We start from the raw sequence: 16,986 nt of genomic DNA, 5'->3' as shown, positions 1-16,986 counted from the left end.
TTCGTCTTTCGTATGAGTTGGGCGTAGGCGGACCTGGAGCAGCCTACTTCTTCCCACCAGAGGTGAGTCCGCTACGGAACTCCACCAGGTCGCCGTCAACCGGCCCGGGAAGCGGGAACCGTGACATCACCCGTGATGCCAGCTCCTGCGTGCGGCGCTCAATGTCGTCACTCGTCCAAGAATCAAGCGTCACCAACTCAGCATTCAGCGACAGCCCGTTGCGGTAACCGATCGGTCGACCTTTGGAGTCGAGTCGGTCGCGCTTCTCCACAAACGACTTGTTTCCGAGGTTGCTGTTATAAGCGGTGATCGTGAGGTTGCCAAGCCGGTGCTTGTGTTCCTCCTGCACTTCGGCAGCCACTTCCTCGCCCCCGAGCATATCAACCCACGCCCTCGGCAGGTTTTCACCTTGTGGGAGGATGTGCTCGATAGTCCAAACGAAGTGATTCTTCTCCTGACGCCAGAGATCGACTGCCGTCTCCTTGGTCATCTCGTCTTCGGCAAGTATCGTCAAGGCAAACCTTGCAACATCAGTGCTGTCGTCATAAATGCGACCCAAGAGCCGTGCCCGAAACTCGTCGTCCGACGCCGACACCGCGGTCAGCTTCTCGGCGACGATCCCAAAGATATCCTCACCGCGGCGCGCGTCAATTGCATTAATAGCCGTCATGAAAAGCTTCGTCAGCGCATATGTTGGCGGATAGCCAGTCAAGTTGCGACGCACAAAAAAGCTCGTGAGGAGATCGGCAATTGCTTCAATATCGGCTTCATTGAGCTCAAGTTCGTCCTGCTTCGCCATCAACCACATCAAGAGGACGTAGGACGGGGCACCCTGAACTCGCAGGAGCCGTTGGAAGGCCCTGTCGAGCGACGTCGGTCGGTCAAGCTCGACAACACAGTTGATGCGACCGTAGATCTTGCTCGCGGTGACGAGAGCATCCGCCACCTTTTTCAAGTCCCGCTCGAGAAGGTCCTCGTAAATCCGAATGAGATTCGACTTGGTGGCGACAGAGGCGTTGGGCACATCGGGTAGCTCTGACTTGAATGCGTTGTAGTAGTGCCGGAGAAAACGCTCCTGAGTGGAGTAATTGTCCCCCAGGCTCGTCAGCATGTCGTTCCAGTGTTTGAACGCCTGATCGACGTTCATGATCTTCTTTTTCTCCGACTCGGCGAGCAGGTGATTCTTGATCAAATCCACCGGCGAAAGCGGCATGCCACGGTTATTCAGCGACTCGAAGAGAACGAAGGCGTCTGAATGACTCACCACCTCGATCTTCACGATGACCGCTTTCAAGGCTGCCTCGTGAACTCGAAGCGCGGCCTCGGTCTCAGCTATGTCCTCAGTGTCGGCGAGCTTGAGAATTGCAGAGCGGAAGTACTGATAGCACTTCGCGATCCGTCGACTTGGGTAGTACGGCTTCCACTCGCCTTCGACGGGCAGCCCGGCCTCCTCGAGAACCTTGAGGTAGTCGAAAAGGTTCAGGCCCTGCTTTTGGGGCGTGACCCTCGGCTGTCCGTCACTCTTACGCACCAGCTGACGCCCGAGATTGGTGACGTCGGTCCGGGTGTCATCGTCGAGGCTATCCATGTGCTCCTTGAGCACTGAGTACACAGCGGCCAGGAGGAGCGTGAGCGTCGTGAGCCGTTGTTGACCATCGACCACCTGAAGGATGCTGCCTTCGAGCGCGTCAGTGGTCTGGTCGAGCGTGATGATGGTGCCTAGGAAGTGCGCCCCGTCAGCGTCGATCAAGTCCTCGAAGAGGTCCTCCCACTGAGCTTTGTGCCACGAGTACTCACGCTGGTACGGCGGGATCTTGTAGAGCACGTTGCCCTCATGACTGAAGAGCGTATGCACCGGATACTGGTTCGCTGACTTGATCATCTTCCTGCACCCTCACTTCGATCCAGAAGATGTTGATCCGATTCGGAACTCCACCACGTCGCCGTCCTGCATGACGTAGTCCTTGCCCTCGATGCGGGCCTTGCCGTGGGCACGGGCCTCCGCGATCGAGCCCGCCGCCATGAGGTCCTCGAACGAGATGACCTCGGCCTTGATGAAGCCCTTCTCGAAGTCGGTGTGGATCACGCCGGCAGCCTGGGGAGCCTTCCACCCCTTGCCGATCGTCCACGCCCGGGCTTCCTTCGGCCCGGCGGTCAGGTAGGTCTGCAGCCCGAGGGTGTCGAACCCGATGCGGGCGAGCTGGTCGAGGCCGGACTCGGTCTGCCCGGTCGACTCGAGCAGTTCGGCGGCGTCCTCGGGGTCGAGCTCGATGAGCTCCGACTCGACCTGGGCGTCGAGGAACACGGCTTGCGCCGGTGCCACGAGCGCGGCCAGCTCGGCCTTGCGGGACTCGTCGGTCAGGATCGCCTCGTCGACGTTGAAGACGAAGATGAACGGCTTGGCCGACAGGAGGCCGAGCTCGGCGATCGGCGCGAGGTCGATCGAGGTCGCGGAGAGCAGCGTGCCCTGCTCGAGCGCCGCCCTCGCCTCGTTCGCGGTCTCGAGCACGATCGGCTCGGCCTGCTTGAGCTTCACGGTCTTCTCGTACCGGGGCAGCGCCTTCTCGATGGTCTCGAGGTCCGCGAGGATGAGCTCGGTGTTGATGACCTCGAGGTCGTCCTTCGGCGAGACCTTGTTCGCCACGTGCACGACGTCGTCGTCGGTGAAGCCACGGACGACCTGCGCGATGGCGTCGGCCTCGCGGATGTTCGCGAGGAACTTGTTGCCGAGGCCCTCGCCCTCGCTCGCACCCTTCACGATGCCGGCGATGTCGACGAACGACACGGGCGCGGGCACGGTCTTCTCGGAGCTGAAGAGCGTCGCGAGCTGGTCGAGCCGCGGATCGGGCAGGTTCACCACGCCGACGTTCGGTTCGATCGTCGCGAACGGGTAGTTCGCGGCGAGGACCTGGTTCTTGGTCAGGGCGTTGAACAGGGTCGACTTGCCGACGTTCGGGAGACCGACGATTCCGATGGTGAGAGCCACGGGAGCACAGCCTACCGGCGGCGGCCCGCCGGAGCCGACCCGGTCCTCCAGGCCGGTGCCGTCAGGACGGCCAGATGCCGGACAGGAAGCTCACGAACGTGAGCAGCAGGCCGTGCGCGATCCCGAGCACGATGCCGGCGACCAGCACCGCGGTCACGAGCAGGGTGGTCCCGAGACCGATCCCACGCCGCACCGTGTGCGGCCGCGCGTCCACGCGGTGTGCGCCCGCCAACAGCTCGTCCAGGTCCCTCGGCTCCCCCATGCGCCGACTGTACGTCGCGGCGGGTCAGGACACCAGCGCTCTGATGCGCTCGTCGACCAGGGCGAGCACCTCGGTCTGGAGGCGCTGGGAACCGCGCCAGTCACCGCGCACCTCGAGCGCGTGGTCCGCACCGTCCACCGTGTGCAGTCCGGCGCGTGTCGTCCCGACCGCGGAGGGCAGCCAGATCGGGTCGGCGGAGCCGCCGACGGCGAGCGAACCGGTGCCCGCCGCGGCGAGCGCGGCGACGACGGCCGGATCGGTGAGGACCGGCGTGAGCCAGACCCCGTCGACGTCGTGGCGGACCGCCCAGGGCAGGGCGGAGCAGCCGAACGACTTCGCGACGACGAGGTCCGGGCGGCGGCCGTCGAGTGCGCCCGCGACGTGGCGCTCGACGAAGGCCACCGGGTCGTCCTTCGCTGCGGCGTCGACCCTCCACGCCGGCGCGACGACCTCGACGCCGTGCTGCGCAGCGATCGCGCGCGTCCACCAGAGCAGGGGCGCCTGCTGCCCGTACCCGGCACCGGGCAGGACGAGGACGAGCGGGGTCGTGGTGGCGGTGGCGGTCACGCCTCGGACGCTACCGCGCCGGGCCGCAACGCCGAGGCCGCGTGCGGGTGATGTCGGAACCCCGTGCGACCATCGAGGGCGTGCCGTTGAACTTCACCGCGATCGACTTCGAGACCGCGAACAGCTCCCCCGCGAGCGCCTGCTCCGTCGGACTCGTCAAGGTCCGCGGCGGCCGCGTGGTCGAGCGGGCCTCCTGGTTCATCCAGCCACCGCTGGGCCACGACGCGTTCCTCGAGTGGAACACCCGCATCCACGGCATCGTCGCGACGGACGTGGTCGGGGCGAAGGGGTGGGCCGAGCAGTACCGGGACATCGTGGCGTTCGCCGAGGGGGACGTCCTGGTCGCGCACAACGCCCGGTTCGACATGGGTGTGATCGCCGGCGGCTGCTCGGCGACCGGCACGGAACTGGCGGAGCACCACTCGCTGTGCTCGCTCCAGGTGGCGCGCAAGACCTACACGCTCGACTCCTACCGACTCCCGATGGCGGCCCGCGCGGCCGGGTACGAGGGCTTCCAGCACCACGACGCCGCTGCCGACGCCGAGGCCTGCGCCGCGATCGTCGTGCACGCCGCGGGGCAGCACGGGTGCGACACGGTCGAGGCGCTCGGTGCGGCCACCCGGGTGCACATCGCGCCGGTGCGACCGCGGACGGAGCAGCCCCGCGCGGCAGCCCAGCCGCGGCTGTCGAACCGTCCGATGATCTTCGCCGACTGACGATCCCGGGGAGCCGGGCCGCGCGGAGTCCGGTGCTATTGTCACGACATAGCCGTGGGGTGCCGTCGCCGGTGCCCTCCCCACCCGGAGGACCGCGATGACCAACGAGGGCCAGCTGCCGTCCGACTTCTCCACGGACCTGGACCGCTCCGGGCCGGTGCCGCTGTACTTCCAGGTCGCATCGCGGCTCGAGGAGGCGATCCGCTCCGGCGCGATGCCGCCCGGCGCACGGCTCGAGAACGAGATCGCCCTCGGCGAGCGACTCGGGCTCTCGCGCCCGACGATCCGCCGAGCCATCCAGGACCTGGTCGACAAGGGGCTGCTCGTCCGTCGTCGAGGGATCGGCACGCAGGTCGTGCACGGCCCCGTGACGCGCAAGGTGGAGCTGACGAGCCTGTACGACGACCTCGCGCAGGGCTCGCAGGCACCGGCGACCACGCTGCTCGAGCGCACGGACCTGCCGGCGAGCGACGTCGTCGCCGAGGCCCTCGGCACCGCCCCGGGCACGCCGGTCGTCCACATCCGCCGCGTCCGCTTCGCCGAGGACGTCCCGATGGCGATCCTCGAGAACTTCCTGCCGCCCGAGTTCACGGCGATCACCGACGAGGACCTGCGGACGCACGGGCTGTACCAGCTGCTCCGCGGCCGGGGTGTCACGATGCGGGTCGCGAAGCAACGGATCGGGGCACGGGCGGCCACCGACGACGAGGCCTCGCTGCTCGAGATCGAGGACGGTGACCCGGTCCTGACGATGAGCCGCACGGCGTACGACGCGTCGGGCCGGGCGGTGGAGTACGGGGTGCACTGCTACCGCCCGGACCGCTACTCGTTCGAGGTCACCCTCGTCGACAAGTAGGCCGGCGGACCCGCTGCCTCAGCCGGCGGAGGGGACGCCGAGCTCGCCGGTCACGTACTGGGCGCGGCCGAACCCGAACGACCAGTCCTGCGGCCCGTTCTCCACGTAGCCGATGAAGACGTCCTCGCTCGCGACGCCGACCTCGGCGAGCCGGTCGTGCACGGCGCGGTAGAGACCCTGCTTCGCCTCGTCGCTCCGACCGCCCTGGGTGAAGACCTGGACCATGACGACGCCCTCGGTCCGCTCGAAGCCGAGACCGGCGTCCTGCGCGATGATCTGCTGCGCCGGGTGCTCGGTGATCACCTGGAACCGGTCGCGCTCGGGGATGCCGTACTCGGCGACGATGGCGGTGTGGATCGCGTCGGCGACGGCACGCACCTGCTCCGGGGTGCGACCGGTGACGAGATCGATGCGGACGAGCGGCATGGTGCCTCCTGGGGGTGCGTGGGGGTGGCGGTGCGCCGTCGCGGACGGGAGGCGCGGTGCCAGCATGCACCGCGCCTCCCGTCCGGTACACGGCCCGTCTCCAGCACCGGTGCCGGCACCTCCGTCGCCGGGCGCCCGCCGCCGGGCGCCGCCGTCGGGCGCCGCCGTCGGGCGTCCTTCGTCAGGGTGCGTCCTCAGGCGTCAGGCGTCGTCTCGTAGAACGCGGGCTTCGCGGTGGCGTAGGTCACGTGCTCGAGGGCGCCGGTCTGCTGCGCCCGCACGGCGACCTCGGCGACGACCGACGCCGTGTAGCCGTCCCAGGCGCTCGGCCCGTCGATGCCCCCGGTGCGGGCAGCGTCCACCCAGCGCTGGACCTCCTCGTCGTACGCGGCGCCGAAGCGCTCGACGAAGGACGGGGTGACGCCCTGGCCCGAGACACCGGCCGACACGACGTTCATCGTCGTCTCGCGCCCGATGTACGCGACGCCGGACTCGAACACGGCGTCGGTCGTCACCTGGTACCCGAACTGCGCGTTGACGTTGATCTCGACGATCGCCATGGTGCCCGACGCGGTGGTGAACAGCACGAACTGCGGCTCCGGCAGGTCGACCGGTCCGAGCGAGTTCCTGCGGGGCTTCTTCACCTCGACCGCGACGATCGGCTCGCCCGTGAGGAACGGGATGATGTCGATCTCGTGGATGACCGAGTCGTGGATGAGCATCGACTCGCTGAAGTTCGGCGGCGTCGTCGGGTTGCGGTGCGCGTGGTGCAGGGCGAGCAGCGCGCCGTTCGTGCCGGACTCGCGGAGTGCCCGGAGCTCCTGGTACCCCTTGTCGAAGCGACGCATGAAGCCGACCTGGATCCGTGGGCGGTCGGACCTCGCCTGCTCGAGCTCGACGATGCGCAGGGAGTCCTCCGCGCTCGTGGTGAGGGGTTTCTCGCACAGGACGGCGAGACCACGCTCGATCGCCGGAACGAGGACGGGCTCGTGCAGGAACCCGGGCGTCGCGACGAGCACGGCATCGATCGGCGTCGCGTCGAGGGCGTCCTCGAACGACGCTGCGGTGAGCGCCCCCGGTGCCCGCTCGGCGGTGGCGGTGGCCCGGGCGGTGTCCGGGTCGACGACGGCGACGACGTCTGCGCCGGCGATCGTGGACGTGATGCGACGGACGTGGTCGCTGCCCATCGCGCCGGCTCCGACGACGGCGACGCGGAGGTTCTCGGTGGTGCTCACGGGGTTCTCCTGGGGGGTCAGCGGACGCGCGCCGAGGCGGTCGACTCGAGGATGTGCTGGACGGTGCGCTCGGCGATCGGGCCGGGGGCGTCGACCGAGCAGCCGTACATGTCCTGCTCGACGATGCCGAAGACGTCCGGGTCGATCCGGGCGACGGCCTCGATGACCGGGGCGAGCTCGGGGGTGCCGTGCGGCGGCTCGGTCATGATGCCCTGCGCCACGGCCGTCGCGAAGGGCACGTCGTTCTTGAGCACGTCGAACAGCAGCTCGGTGTCGACCTGCTTGAGGTGGAGGTAGCCGATGCGCTCCGGGTGTTCGGCGATCATGCGGAGGTTGTCGCCGCCGTAGTAGGCGAAGTGCCCGGTGTCCAGGCACAGGTTCGTGTACCGCGGGTCGGTCTCCTCGAGGAAGCGCACGGTCTCGCGGTACGTGCCGACGTGGCTGTCGGCGTGCGTGTGGAACTGCTGGCGGACGCCGAACTCCTCGAGCAGCGCCTTGCCCAGCTGGTCGTGTCCCCTGCCGAGGCGCTCCCACTGCTCGTCGGTCAGGGTCCGCGACTCGAGCACCGCACCGGTCGCGTCCGAGCGCCAGAGGTCCGGGATCGTCACGAGGTGCCGGGCACCGAGCGCCGACGCGAGCCCGGCGACCGCGACCGCCTGGTCCCACGCCCGCTGGAACTGGTCGTCACCCTTGTGGAACCCGGTGAAGACCGTGCCGGCGGACAGCCGGAGGCCGCGGGACTCGAGCTCGTCGGACAGCTGCGCCGGATCGGTGGGCAGGTACCCGTACGGACCGAGCTCGATCCACGTGTAGCCGGCTGCTGCGGCCTCGTCGAGGAAGCGCTGCCACGGCACCTGGCCCGGGTCGTCCGGGAACCAGACGCCCCAGGAGTCGGGGGCGGTACCGATGCGGATCGCGGCGGGGGCGGCCGCTGCGTCGGTGGCAGCGGTGTCGGCGGTGTCGGTCATGACGTCGTCGTCCTTCGTGGGATGGGTTCGTTCAGCCGAGCAGGGGGCGCTGCGACGCGACCTGCTGCTCGTACTCGGCGCGGGCCCGCCGGGTGCTCGGCAGGGTCGAGGTCTCGGCGACGGGGACGTCCCACCAGCCGTCACCCTCGGGGGCGGGGGCGAGCGGGTCGGCGTGCACGTGCACCAGCGTGGTGTGGTCGTTCGCCTTGGCCTGCCGCACGGCCGCGGTCAGGTCGGCGATCACGTCCGGGCCGGGGCGGACCTCGATCACGTCGACGCCGTAGGAGCGCGCGTTCGCGGCGAGGTCGACGGGCAGCACCTCGTCGTTCTCGAACGACCCGGTGTCGTCCCGGTAGCGGTACTCCGTGCCGTAGCGCTCGGAACCGACGGTCTCGGACAGGCGGCCGATCGACGCGTAGCCGTCGTTCTGCACGAGCACGACGACGACCTTGATGCCCTCGGCGACCGCCGTCACCAGCTCGGTGTGCAGCATCAGGTACGAACCGTCGCCGACGAGGACGATCGCGTCGCGGTCCGGGGCGCCGCGTCGCACACCGATGCCGCCGGCGATCTCGTAGCCCATGCACGAGAAGGCGTACTCGACGTGGTACCCGAGCGGGTCGCGGACCCGCCAGAGCTTGTGCAGGTCGCCGGGCAGCGAGCCGGCTGCCTGGACCACGACGTCGCGCGGGTCCGTCGCCGCCCGGACCGCGCCGATGATCTCCGACTGGCCCGGGACCGCGCGTCCGGACGGCACGGACGCGGCGTCGACGACGGCGTCCCACTCCTGCTTCCGCGACGCGACCTCGGCGGCGTACCCGGCGGAGACGGCGTACGACGGGGCGTCCGACGAACCTGCCGTGAGCATCTCGGTCAGCGCGACCAGCGCCTCCCGGGCGTCCGCGACCAGCGGCAGCTGCGAGCCGTGCTTGTGGGCGTCGAACGCGGCGACGTTCACGTTGACGAAGGTCACGTCGGGGTCCTGGAACGCCGTCCGGGACGCCGTGGTGAAGTCGCTGTACCGCGTGCCGATGCCGATCACGACGTCGGCCCGTGCGGCGATCGCGTTCGCCGCAGCCGTCCCCGTCGCCCCGATGCCGCCGAGGTACTGCGGGTGGTCCCAGACGAGCGAGCCGCCGCCCGCCTGCGAGGTGCCGACGGGGATGCCCGTCGTCTCGACGAAGGCCGCGAGTTCGTCCTCGGCACCCGAGTAGAGCACGCCACCACCGGCCACGACCACGGGACGCTCGGCGCTCCGGATCGCCTCGACCGCACGGGCCAGCGGTCCGCGTTCCGGCAGCGGACGCCGGACGTGCCACTCGCGCGGTTGCAGGAACGTCACCGGCACGTCGAGCGCTTCGGCCTGGACGTCCTCGGGCAGGGCGATCGTCACGGCGCCGGTCTCGGCCGGGTCGGTGAGCACCCGCATCGCGGCGAGCGCGATCGGGAACAGCTGCTCGGGCCGTTCGACGCGGTCGAAGAACCGCGACAGCGGCCGGAACGCGTCCGTCACCTGCAGCGACGGGTCGTGGGGCATCTCGATCTGCTGCAGCACCGGATCGGTCCTGCGGGTGGCGAAGGTGTCCGACGGCAGCAGGAGCGCGGGCAGCCGGTTCGTCGTCGCGAGCGCGGCGCCGGTGAGCATGTTCGCCGCGCCGGGGCCGACCGAGGCCGTCGACGCGAAGGTCGCCCGGCGGCGGTGCATCCGGGCGAACCCGACGGCCTGGTGCACCATCGCCTGCTCGTTGCGGGCCTGGTGGTACGGCAGCAGGCCGGGCTGGTCGACGTGGAGCTGCTTGATCGCCTGCCCGAGACCGGCGACGTTGCCGTGCCCGAAGATGCCGAAGATCCCCGGGATCGTGCGCTCGCGGTGGTCGCCGTCGACGGTCCACTGGTTCGCCAGGAACGCGACGAGCGCCTGACCGACGGTCATCCGACGGGTCTGCTCCGGGCCGGCGTGCTGGCTCATCGGGAGGGCTCCTTCTCGTAGGGCAGTCGCGGGTCGATCGGTTCCGAGGTCCACGTCTGCCGGACCCACCCGTGGGCGGGGTCGTCGGTGATGTTCCAGACGCGCTCCGGGTCCGGTCCGGCCATGACGTTGAGGTAGTACATGTCGTAGCCCGGTGCCGCGACGGCCGGTCCGTGCCAGCCGTACGGCACGAGGGCGATGTCCCCGGTCCGCACCTGGCGGAACTCGTCGATGGGCCGGTCGTCCGAGGCGTACGTGCGGTGCAGGGCGAAGGGGTCGGCCTGCTCGGGAGCCTGCACACCACGGGCCACGGCGGCTTCGTAGTAGTAGATCTCCTCGAGGTCCGACTCCTCGCCCGGGCGGTTCGTGTCGTGCTTGTGCGGCGGGTACGACGACCAGTTGCCGGCCGGCGTGATCACCTCGCAGACGATGAACCGCACCGCGTCGAGGGCGGCCGGGGTCCCGAAGTTGTGCACCTGCCGGCTCGACTGCCCCGCGCCGCGGAGTTCCACGGGGACGTCGACGCGGGCGATGTACGTGCTCGGCCGGACCGTCTCCGTGGGCGCCTCGGCCACGGCGACACGACCGGAGCCGGTGATCGTCGCGGCGGTGCCGGAGCCCAGGTACAGGACGTCGGTCGGCCCCTCGAAGACGCCGGTGCGTCCCTCGAGCGCCTGCTCGGTGTCGTCGTACGCCACGGTGAAGCTGCCGGCGAGCGGGACGACGAGGCGCTCGACCGCGTCGGCCGGGAGGCGCAGCTCGCCCCCGTCCTGCAGGGCGCCGGTCCGCAGACCGGTGTGCGTCCACCCCTCGACGCGGCCGTCGACCACGTCGGTCCAGCCCGCCTCGGGGCGGGAGGCCGCCGGGATGAACCAGCGGTCGCGCTGCTGCTGTTCGTTCGCCATGCTGCGCGTCAGCCGTTCGACGGGAAGCCGAGGTCGACACCGCCGTGCACTGCCGGGTCGAGCCAGCGGGAGGTGATCGCCTTCTGCCTGGTGAAGAAGGCCACCCCGTCGGCGCCGTACGCCTTGTGGTCGCCGAACAGCGAGTTCTTCCAGCCGCCGAACGAGTAGTACGCCACCGGCACCGGGATCGGCACGTTGATGCCGATCATGCCGACCTGCACGTCGCGCTGGAATCGTCGAGCGGCTCCACCGTCGTTCGTGAAGATCGCGGTGCCGTTGCCGAAGGCGCCGGAGTTGATCAGCTCGAGCCCCTCGTCGTAGGACTGCACCCGGACGACCGAGAGCACCGGACCGAAGATCTCCTCCGTGTAGACGCGACTCGACGTCGGCACCCGGTCGATCAGCGTCGGGCCGAGCCAGAAGCCGTTCTCGTCGCCGTCGGGTCGCACGGTGCGGCCGTCCACCACGACCTCGGCTCCGTCCTGCTCGGCGACCTCGATGTACGAAGCGACCCTGTCGCGGTGCTGCTCGGTGACGAGCGGGCCCATGTCGCAGCCCCGACGTCCGTCGCCGACGCGCAGCGTCGCCGCGCGCTCGCTGATCTTCGCGATCAGCTCGTCGGCGACCGGCTCGACCGCCACCACCACCGAGATCGCCATGCAGCGCTCACCGGCCGAGCCGAAGCCCGCGTTGACCGCATTGTCCGCGACGAGGTCGAGGTCCGCGTCCGGCAGCACCAGCATGTGGTTCTTCGCCCCGCCGAGCGCCTGGACGCGCTTACCGTGCTTCGTGCCCGTCTCGGACACGTACCGGGCGATCGGCGTGGACCCGACGAACGAGATCGACTCGACGTCGGGGCTGGTGAGGAGTCCGTCGACCGCTGCCTTGTCGCCGTTGAGCACCGTGAACACGCCGTCGGGCAGACCGGCCTCCCGGAACTTCCGCGCGAGCCACATCGCGGCGGACGGGTCCTTCTCGCTGGGCTTGAGCACGACGGTGTTGCCGGCGGCGATCGCGATCGGCAGGAACCAGAGCGGCACCATCGCCGGGAAGTTGAAGGGCGAGATGATGCCCACGACACCGAGCGGTTGACGGATCGAGTACACGTCGATGCCGGTCGACACCTGGTCCGAGAACTCGCCCTTCATCAGCGACGGGATGTTCGTCGCCAGCTCGACCACCTCCTGCCCGCGGGCGATCTCCCCCAGGGCGTCGTCGATGACCTTGCCGTGCTCGCTCGTGATGATCTCGGCGAGCTCGGCCTTGTCGCGGTTGAGGACCTCACGGAACGCGAACATGATCTGCTGGCGCTTCGCGAGCGACAGGTCCGACCACCCCGGGAACGCCGCCTTGGCACTCGCGATCGCCCGCTGGACCTCGGCCTCGTCGGCCAGGGCGACCCGCTTCGTCACGACGCCGAGCGCCGGGTCGTGGACCGGGGCGGTCCGACCGGAGGCCGAGGCGACGTGCTCGCCGTCGATCCAGTGCCCGACCGTCGTGCTGCCGGCGCTGGTCTCGGTGCTGGTGGTCATGCGGTGCTTCCTTCCGGGACGGACGGGTCCAGGGTGGCGGACGGGGCAGGCGAGTCGGCGCGGCGGCGAGCCGGTGTGGAGCGATCGCCCCGTGCCTCCCGGCTGTGGACGAGTGCGGCGGCGACGTCGACGGCGGCGGCGACGTCGCCGTCCTGCGGGTAGAGCAGGGTGCGACCGACGACGAGCCCGCGGACGCCCGGCAGGGCGAGCGCGTCGTCCCAGGCGGCGTACGTCTCGTCCGGACTGCCCGACGGGTCGCCGCCGAGCAGCAGCGTCGGCAGGGTGGTCGCGGCCATCACGCGTGCCATGTCGTCGACGACCGGGACCTTGAGCCAGCTGTAGGCGCTCGACTCACCCAGGCCGGCGGCGATCGCCATCGACGTGATGACGGCGTCGGCGCTCAGGTCGTTGACGACCCTGCCGTCCCGCCACGAGGACATGAACGGCTCGAGCATGATCGGAAGCTGCAGGGCCGCGGCCTCGGTCACCGCCCGCGCCGTCGCCTCGAGCGTCGAGGCGGTGCCGGGATCGTCGAGCGCGATCCGGACGAGCAGCTTCGCGACGTCGAGCCCGGCGTCCGTGATCGCCTGCGCCGAGTACGCGGTGTAGCGGTCGTCGAGCTCGAACGATGCTCCGCGCAGGCCGCCGCGGTTCATCGAGCCGACGACGACCTTGCCGTCGAGCGCCCCGAGGAGCGCCAGGTCCTCGAGGACGTCCGGCGTGCCGAGGACCCCGTCGACGCCCGGGCGGCCGAGGGCCACGACGAGCCGTTCGAGCAGGTCGTACCGGTCGGCCATCGCCGAGGCGTCGTCGCGGACCGCGAGCGCACCGCGCGCGGGGTGGTCCGCGGCGACGATGAGGAGCCTGCCGTCCTCGGCGAGCAGCGGACGGCGGATCCGGGTCCGCAGGACCTCCGCGACGCGTTCCGGTGACCCGGCGCGCAGGTCGCGCAACCGGGCGAAGTCGGCCGGGCTGACCTCAGGCACCGACGCCCTCCTCCGCGGTCGCCGGCGCGGGGTTCGTGCGCAGGAAGCACTCGACCTCGTCGCTCGTCGGCATCGCGGTCGAGCACTCGAACCGGGTGGCGACGATCGCCCCGGCCGCGTTCGCGAAGGCGAGGGTGCGGTCGAGGCTCCAACCCTGCAGCAGCCCGTGCACGAGTGCTCCGCCGAACCCGTCGCCGGACCCGAGGCCGTTGACGACGTCGACGGCGTGCGGTCGGTACGCGACGGTCTCGTCGCGGGTCTTCGCCAGCACGCCCCTCGGGCCCTGCTTCACGATCGCGAGCTCGACGCCGCGCTCGAGCAGGGCGTCGGCGGCGCGCAGGGGGTCGGTCTCCCCCACGGCGATCTCGCACTCCTCACGGTTGCCGACGGCGACGGTGGCGTGGTCGAGGGCGACGGCGACCTCGCGCGTCGCGGCCGCCGGCTCGGGCCAGAACACCGCTCGGTAGTCGAGGTCGAGCACGGTGTGCCGCCCGGTGGCGCCCGGCGCCCGCAGTGCCGCGCTCCGTGCCGCGGCGGCCGCGTGGTGCGCGCTGCGGCTCGGCTCCTCGCTGAGTCCCGTCACGGTCGTCCAGAACACCCGCGTCCGTTCGATCGCGTGCAGCGGCAGGGACTCCGACGTGATCATCAGGTCCGGCGCCTTCGGCGCGCGGTAGAAGTAGAGCGGGAAGTCGTCCGGCGGGAAGATCTCACAGAACGCCACGGGCGTGTTGAGGCCCTCGACCGGCTCGACGAAGTCGTTCGCGACGCCGAACTCGGGCAGGGTGCGGGCGATGTAGCGGCCGAAGGGGTCGTTGCCGGTGCGGGTGATCACCGCTGCGTCCGCGCCGTGCCGGGCGGCGGCGACGGCGACGTTGGTCGCGCTCCCACCGACGGACTTCGAGAAGGTGGTGACGTCCTCGAGCGGTCCGGTCTGCTGCGGGTAGACGTCGACACTGACGCGTCCCATCGTGATCACGTCGTGGACGTGCGAGGCTTCGTCGGTCATGCGACGCGGGACCTTCCGGGCGGCTTCATCGGCGGACGAGCACGACTGTACACGGACTTTGCGCTGATGTCAGTACATGGACCGGGCTGCTGTCGGGCACCTCTCCGGCCCGGAGGCGCGTGTCGGTGGGACCTGCCAGGGTCACGACATGCAGATCCTCGCCCTGGTCATCGGCCTCGTCCTCGGTACGGCCGTCGGTGCCGTCGTCGCGTGGTCGCTCGCCCGCTCGCGCGCCGGGGTGGACGCGGCAGCCGCACGGGCGACGGCCGACGTGCTGCGTGCGCAGCTCGACTCGGTGCGCGCCGACGCCGAGGAGCGCCTCGACGCCCAGGACGCCCAGTACCGCCGGCAGGTCGACTCCCTCGAACGCCGTGCCGCCGAGCTCGAGCACCTCGTGCAGCGCATGCACGGCGCCGACGCGGCGCGGAACCAGGGCGAGTCGAAGGTGCTGTCGGCGCTGAGCCCCGTCGCGCAGACGCTCGACGTCATGCGCGCGAAGATCGCCGAGCTCGAGCAGTCGCGGACCGAGCAGTACGGCGCCCTGTCCGCCCAGCTGCGATCGGCCGCCGAGTCCGAGGAACGGCTCCGCGCGACGGCGGACACCCTCGCGAGCGCCCTCTCCTCGAACAGCACCCGGGGCGTCTGGGGCGAGACGCAGCTCCGGAACGTCGTCGAGGCCGCGGGGCTCCTCGAACGCGTGGACTTCGACGTGCAGTCCTCCGTCACGACGACCGCGGGGACCGCCCGACCCGACATGGTCGTGCACCTGCCCGGCGGCAAGACGATCGCCGTCGACGCGAAGGTGCCGTTCAGCGCCTACCTGCAGGCGGCCGAGATCCCGGCGAGCGCGACGGGTGCCGAGGGTGCCCGGCGCGAGCAGCTCATCGCGCAGCACGTCAAGGCGCTCCGGGCGCACGTCGACGCCCTCGCCGCCCGCGAGTACTGGACGGGCTACGACGCGTCGCCCGAGTTGACGATCGCGTTCATCCCGTCCGAGTCGCTCGTCTCGAGCGCGCTGGCCGCCGACCCCGGACTGCTCGACCACGCCTTCCGCAAGCGCATCGCACTGGCGTCACCCGTCACGCTGTGGTCGGTGCTGAAGACGGTGGCGTTCTCCTGGCAGCAGGACGTCGTCACCGCCGAGGCACGCGAGCTCTTCCGGGTGTCCCGCGAGCTGTACGGCCGCCTGGCCACCATGGGCGGGCACGTCGACAAGCTCGGCCGGGCCATCCGCGGCTCGGTCGTCGACTACAACCGCTTCGTGGGGTCGCTCGAGCGCCAGGTGCTGCCGAGCGCCCGGCGGCTGTCGCTGCTCGACGAGTCGAAGGTGCTCGCCGACCCGGCGACGATCGACGACGAGCCGCGGCTGCTCACCGCGCCGGAGCTCGTCGGCGCCCTCGACGAGGACTGACCGCGCGGCGCCGCCGCGGCACGAGGCGCCACGGCGCGAGGTGCTCCGGCACGACGAGAAGCACCCCGAACCACGTGATCGCGTGGTTCGGGGTGCTTCTCGTCGTGCGAGCGGTCAGGCGTCCCGACGGCCGTCAGCGGCCGGGACGGATCAGAACCACTTCTCGGCGCGGTGGTCGGCCTGGATGCGGCGGATCGTGTTCGAGCGCGAGCGGAGCACGAGCGAGTCGGTGTGGATGACACCGCGCGACCGACGGACACCGTCCACGAGGACACCGTCGGTGACGCCCGTCGCGACGAAGAACGTGTTGTCGCCCGTCACGAGGTCGTCCTGGTCGAGGACCTTGTCCAGGTCGTGCCCGGCGTCGAGTGCCTTCTGGCGCTCCTCGTCGTCCTTGGGCTGGAGCTTGCCGAGGATCACGCCGCCGAGCGCCTTGATCGCGCACGCGGTGATGATGCCCTCGGGCGTACCGCCGACACCGACGCACATGTCGATCTTCGAACCGGGCAGTGCCGCCGAGATGCCACCGGCGACGTCACCGTCGAGCAGCAGGCGCGTGCCGGCGCCCGTTGCGCGGATCGCGCGGATGAGCTCGTCGTGGCGCGGGCGGTCGAGGACGGCGATCTGCATGTCCTCGATGTCCTTGTGCTTCGCCTTCGCGAGCGCGCGGATGTTCTCACCGATCGGCTTCTCGAGGTCGAGGACGCCACGGCCCTCGGGGCCCGCGGCGATCTTGTCCATGTAGAACACCGCCGACGGGTCGTACATCGAGCCGCGGTCGGAGACGGCCATCACGGAGATGGCGTTCTGCCGGCCGGCGGCGGTGAGCGAGGTGCCGTCGATCGGGTCGACCGCGATGTCGCAGGCCGGGCCGTGGCCGTTGCCGACGTGCTCGCCGTTGAAGAGCATCGGGGCGTCGTCCTTCTCGCCCTCGCCGATGACGACCACGCCGTCGAAGTTCACCGTGCCGAGGAACTTCCGCATCGCGTCGACGGCTGCGCCGTCCGCGAGGTTCTTCTCGCCCCGGCCGACCCACGGCTGCGCACGGATCGCGGCGGCCTCCGTCGCACGCACGAGCTCGAGCGCCAGGTTGCGGTCGGGCTGGAGGAACAGGGAGCCGGTCTCAGTCGTGGGAGTCACGACCAGAGCCTACCGACCGGG

Annotated in this window: 16 protein-coding genes; 3 read left to right on the top strand and 13 right to left on the bottom strand. The window is 70.3% G+C overall.

Features of this window, described 5'->3' with window-relative positions:
• Positions 1 to 43: 43 nt before the first annotated feature.
• The 4 genes from ACH0A8_RS01115 to ACH0A8_RS01100 all read right to left on the bottom strand — a co-directional run bounded on the left by ACH0A8_RS01115 (position 44) and on the right by ACH0A8_RS01100 (position 3,815).
• Positions 44 to 1,882 (bottom strand): DUF262 domain-containing protein, encoded by a 1,839-nt coding sequence (locus ACH0A8_RS01115; protein WP_402714574.1) that lies wholly within the window; start codon positions 1,880 to 1,882, stop codon positions 44 to 46.
• A gap of 12 nt (positions 1,883 to 1,894) precedes the next feature.
• A complete protein-coding gene (gene ychF, locus ACH0A8_RS01110; RefSeq protein ID WP_406906174.1) occupies positions 1,895 to 2,986 on the bottom strand; it encodes a redox-regulated ATPase YchF in 1,092 nt (363 codons plus the stop codon).
• A gap of 61 nt (positions 2,987 to 3,047) precedes the next feature.
• Positions 3,048 to 3,248, bottom strand: a complete 201-nt coding sequence (locus ACH0A8_RS01105; RefSeq protein ID WP_066652723.1) for a hypothetical protein — start codon at positions 3,246 to 3,248, stop codon at positions 3,048 to 3,050.
• Between the two features lie 24 nt (positions 3,249 to 3,272).
• Positions 3,273 to 3,815 carry a hypothetical protein gene (locus ACH0A8_RS01100; RefSeq protein WP_406906172.1) on the bottom strand — a complete coding sequence of 181 codons (543 nt, stop codon included), beginning with the start codon at positions 3,813 to 3,815 and terminating at the stop codon, positions 3,273 to 3,275.
• Between the two features lie 50 nt (positions 3,816 to 3,865).
• On the opposite strand from ACH0A8_RS01100, the gene ACH0A8_RS01095 reads away from it, so the two are divergent.
• On the top strand, positions 3,866 to 4,531 hold the full coding sequence (locus ACH0A8_RS01095) for an exonuclease domain-containing protein (protein WP_245171741.1): 666 nt from the start codon (positions 3,866 to 3,868) through the stop codon (positions 4,529 to 4,531).
• Positions 4,532 to 4,628: 97 nt separating this feature from the next.
• Entirely contained in the window at positions 4,629 to 5,387 is a 759-nt protein-coding gene (locus ACH0A8_RS01090) for a GntR family transcriptional regulator (protein WP_209683699.1), read from the top strand.
• Between the two features lie 18 nt (positions 5,388 to 5,405).
• Here ACH0A8_RS01090 and ACH0A8_RS01085 read toward each other — a convergent pair whose 3' ends face one another.
• The 8 genes from ACH0A8_RS01085 to iolC all read right to left on the bottom strand — a co-directional run bounded on the left by ACH0A8_RS01085 (position 5,406) and on the right by iolC (position 14,414).
• Positions 5,406 to 5,813: a tautomerase family protein gene (locus ACH0A8_RS01085; RefSeq protein ID WP_066652713.1), complete on the bottom strand. Its 408-nt coding sequence runs from the start codon at positions 5,811 to 5,813 to the stop codon at positions 5,406 to 5,408.
• Between the two features lie 194 nt (positions 5,814 to 6,007).
• Positions 6,008 to 7,048, bottom strand: coding sequence for a Gfo/Idh/MocA family protein (locus ACH0A8_RS01080; RefSeq protein WP_209683703.1), 1,041 nt, complete (start codon positions 7,046 to 7,048; stop codon positions 6,008 to 6,010).
• A gap of 17 nt (positions 7,049 to 7,065) precedes the next feature.
• Positions 7,066 to 8,016 carry a sugar phosphate isomerase/epimerase gene (locus ACH0A8_RS01075; protein ID WP_066652711.1) on the bottom strand — a complete coding sequence of 317 codons (951 nt, stop codon included), beginning with the start codon at positions 8,014 to 8,016 and terminating at the stop codon, positions 7,066 to 7,068.
• 31 nt (positions 8,017 to 8,047) lie between these two features.
• On the bottom strand, positions 8,048 to 9,985 hold the full coding sequence (iolD, locus tag ACH0A8_RS01070; protein WP_066652710.1) for a 3D-(3,5/4)-trihydroxycyclohexane-1,2-dione acylhydrolase (decyclizing): 1,938 nt from the start codon (positions 9,983 to 9,985) through the stop codon (positions 8,048 to 8,050).
• Positions 9,982 to 10,890, bottom strand: coding sequence for a 5-deoxy-glucuronate isomerase (gene iolB / locus ACH0A8_RS01065; RefSeq protein WP_406906169.1), 909 nt, complete (start codon positions 10,888 to 10,890; stop codon positions 9,982 to 9,984). The genes iolD and iolB overlap by 4 nt, the downstream gene beginning before the upstream one ends.
• 8 nt (positions 10,891 to 10,898) lie before the next feature.
• Positions 10,899 to 12,422 carry a CoA-acylating methylmalonate-semialdehyde dehydrogenase gene (locus ACH0A8_RS01060; protein ID WP_406906168.1) on the bottom strand — a complete coding sequence of 508 codons (1,524 nt, stop codon included), beginning with the start codon at positions 12,420 to 12,422 and terminating at the stop codon, positions 10,899 to 10,901.
• Complete coding sequence (locus ACH0A8_RS01055) at positions 12,419 to 13,408, bottom strand: deoxyribose-phosphate aldolase (protein WP_251159898.1); 990 nt, start codon at positions 13,406 to 13,408, stop codon at positions 12,419 to 12,421. Before ACH0A8_RS01055 ends, ACH0A8_RS01060 begins: the two co-directional genes overlap by 4 nt.
• Positions 13,401 to 14,414 carry a 5-dehydro-2-deoxygluconokinase gene (gene iolC, locus ACH0A8_RS01050; protein ID WP_406906166.1) on the bottom strand — a complete coding sequence of 338 codons (1,014 nt, stop codon included), beginning with the start codon at positions 14,412 to 14,414 and terminating at the stop codon, positions 13,401 to 13,403. The genes ACH0A8_RS01055 and iolC overlap by 8 nt, the downstream gene beginning before the upstream one ends.
• Positions 14,415 to 14,562: 148 nt before the next feature.
• On the opposite strand from iolC, the gene rmuC reads away from it, so the two are divergent.
• A complete protein-coding gene (gene rmuC / locus ACH0A8_RS01045) occupies positions 14,563 to 15,825 on the top strand; it encodes a DNA recombination protein RmuC (protein WP_406906164.1) in 1,263 nt (420 codons plus the stop codon).
• 150 nt (positions 15,826 to 15,975) lie between these two features.
• On the opposite strand, the gene glpX is transcribed toward rmuC, so the two are convergent.
• On the bottom strand, positions 15,976 to 16,965 hold the full coding sequence (gene glpX, locus ACH0A8_RS01040; protein ID WP_081984693.1) for a class II fructose-bisphosphatase: 990 nt from the start codon (positions 16,963 to 16,965) through the stop codon (positions 15,976 to 15,978).
• Between the last annotated feature and the right edge of the window lie 21 nt (positions 16,966 to 16,986).

The sequence above is a fragment of the Curtobacterium sp. 179-B 9B NHS genome (assembly GCF_045370965.1).
GTDB lineage: Bacteria > Actinomycetota > Actinomycetes > Actinomycetales > Microbacteriaceae > Curtobacterium.
Note: the sequence above shows the minus strand (reverse complement) of the source record. Positions and strands in the feature narration are given on the sequence as shown.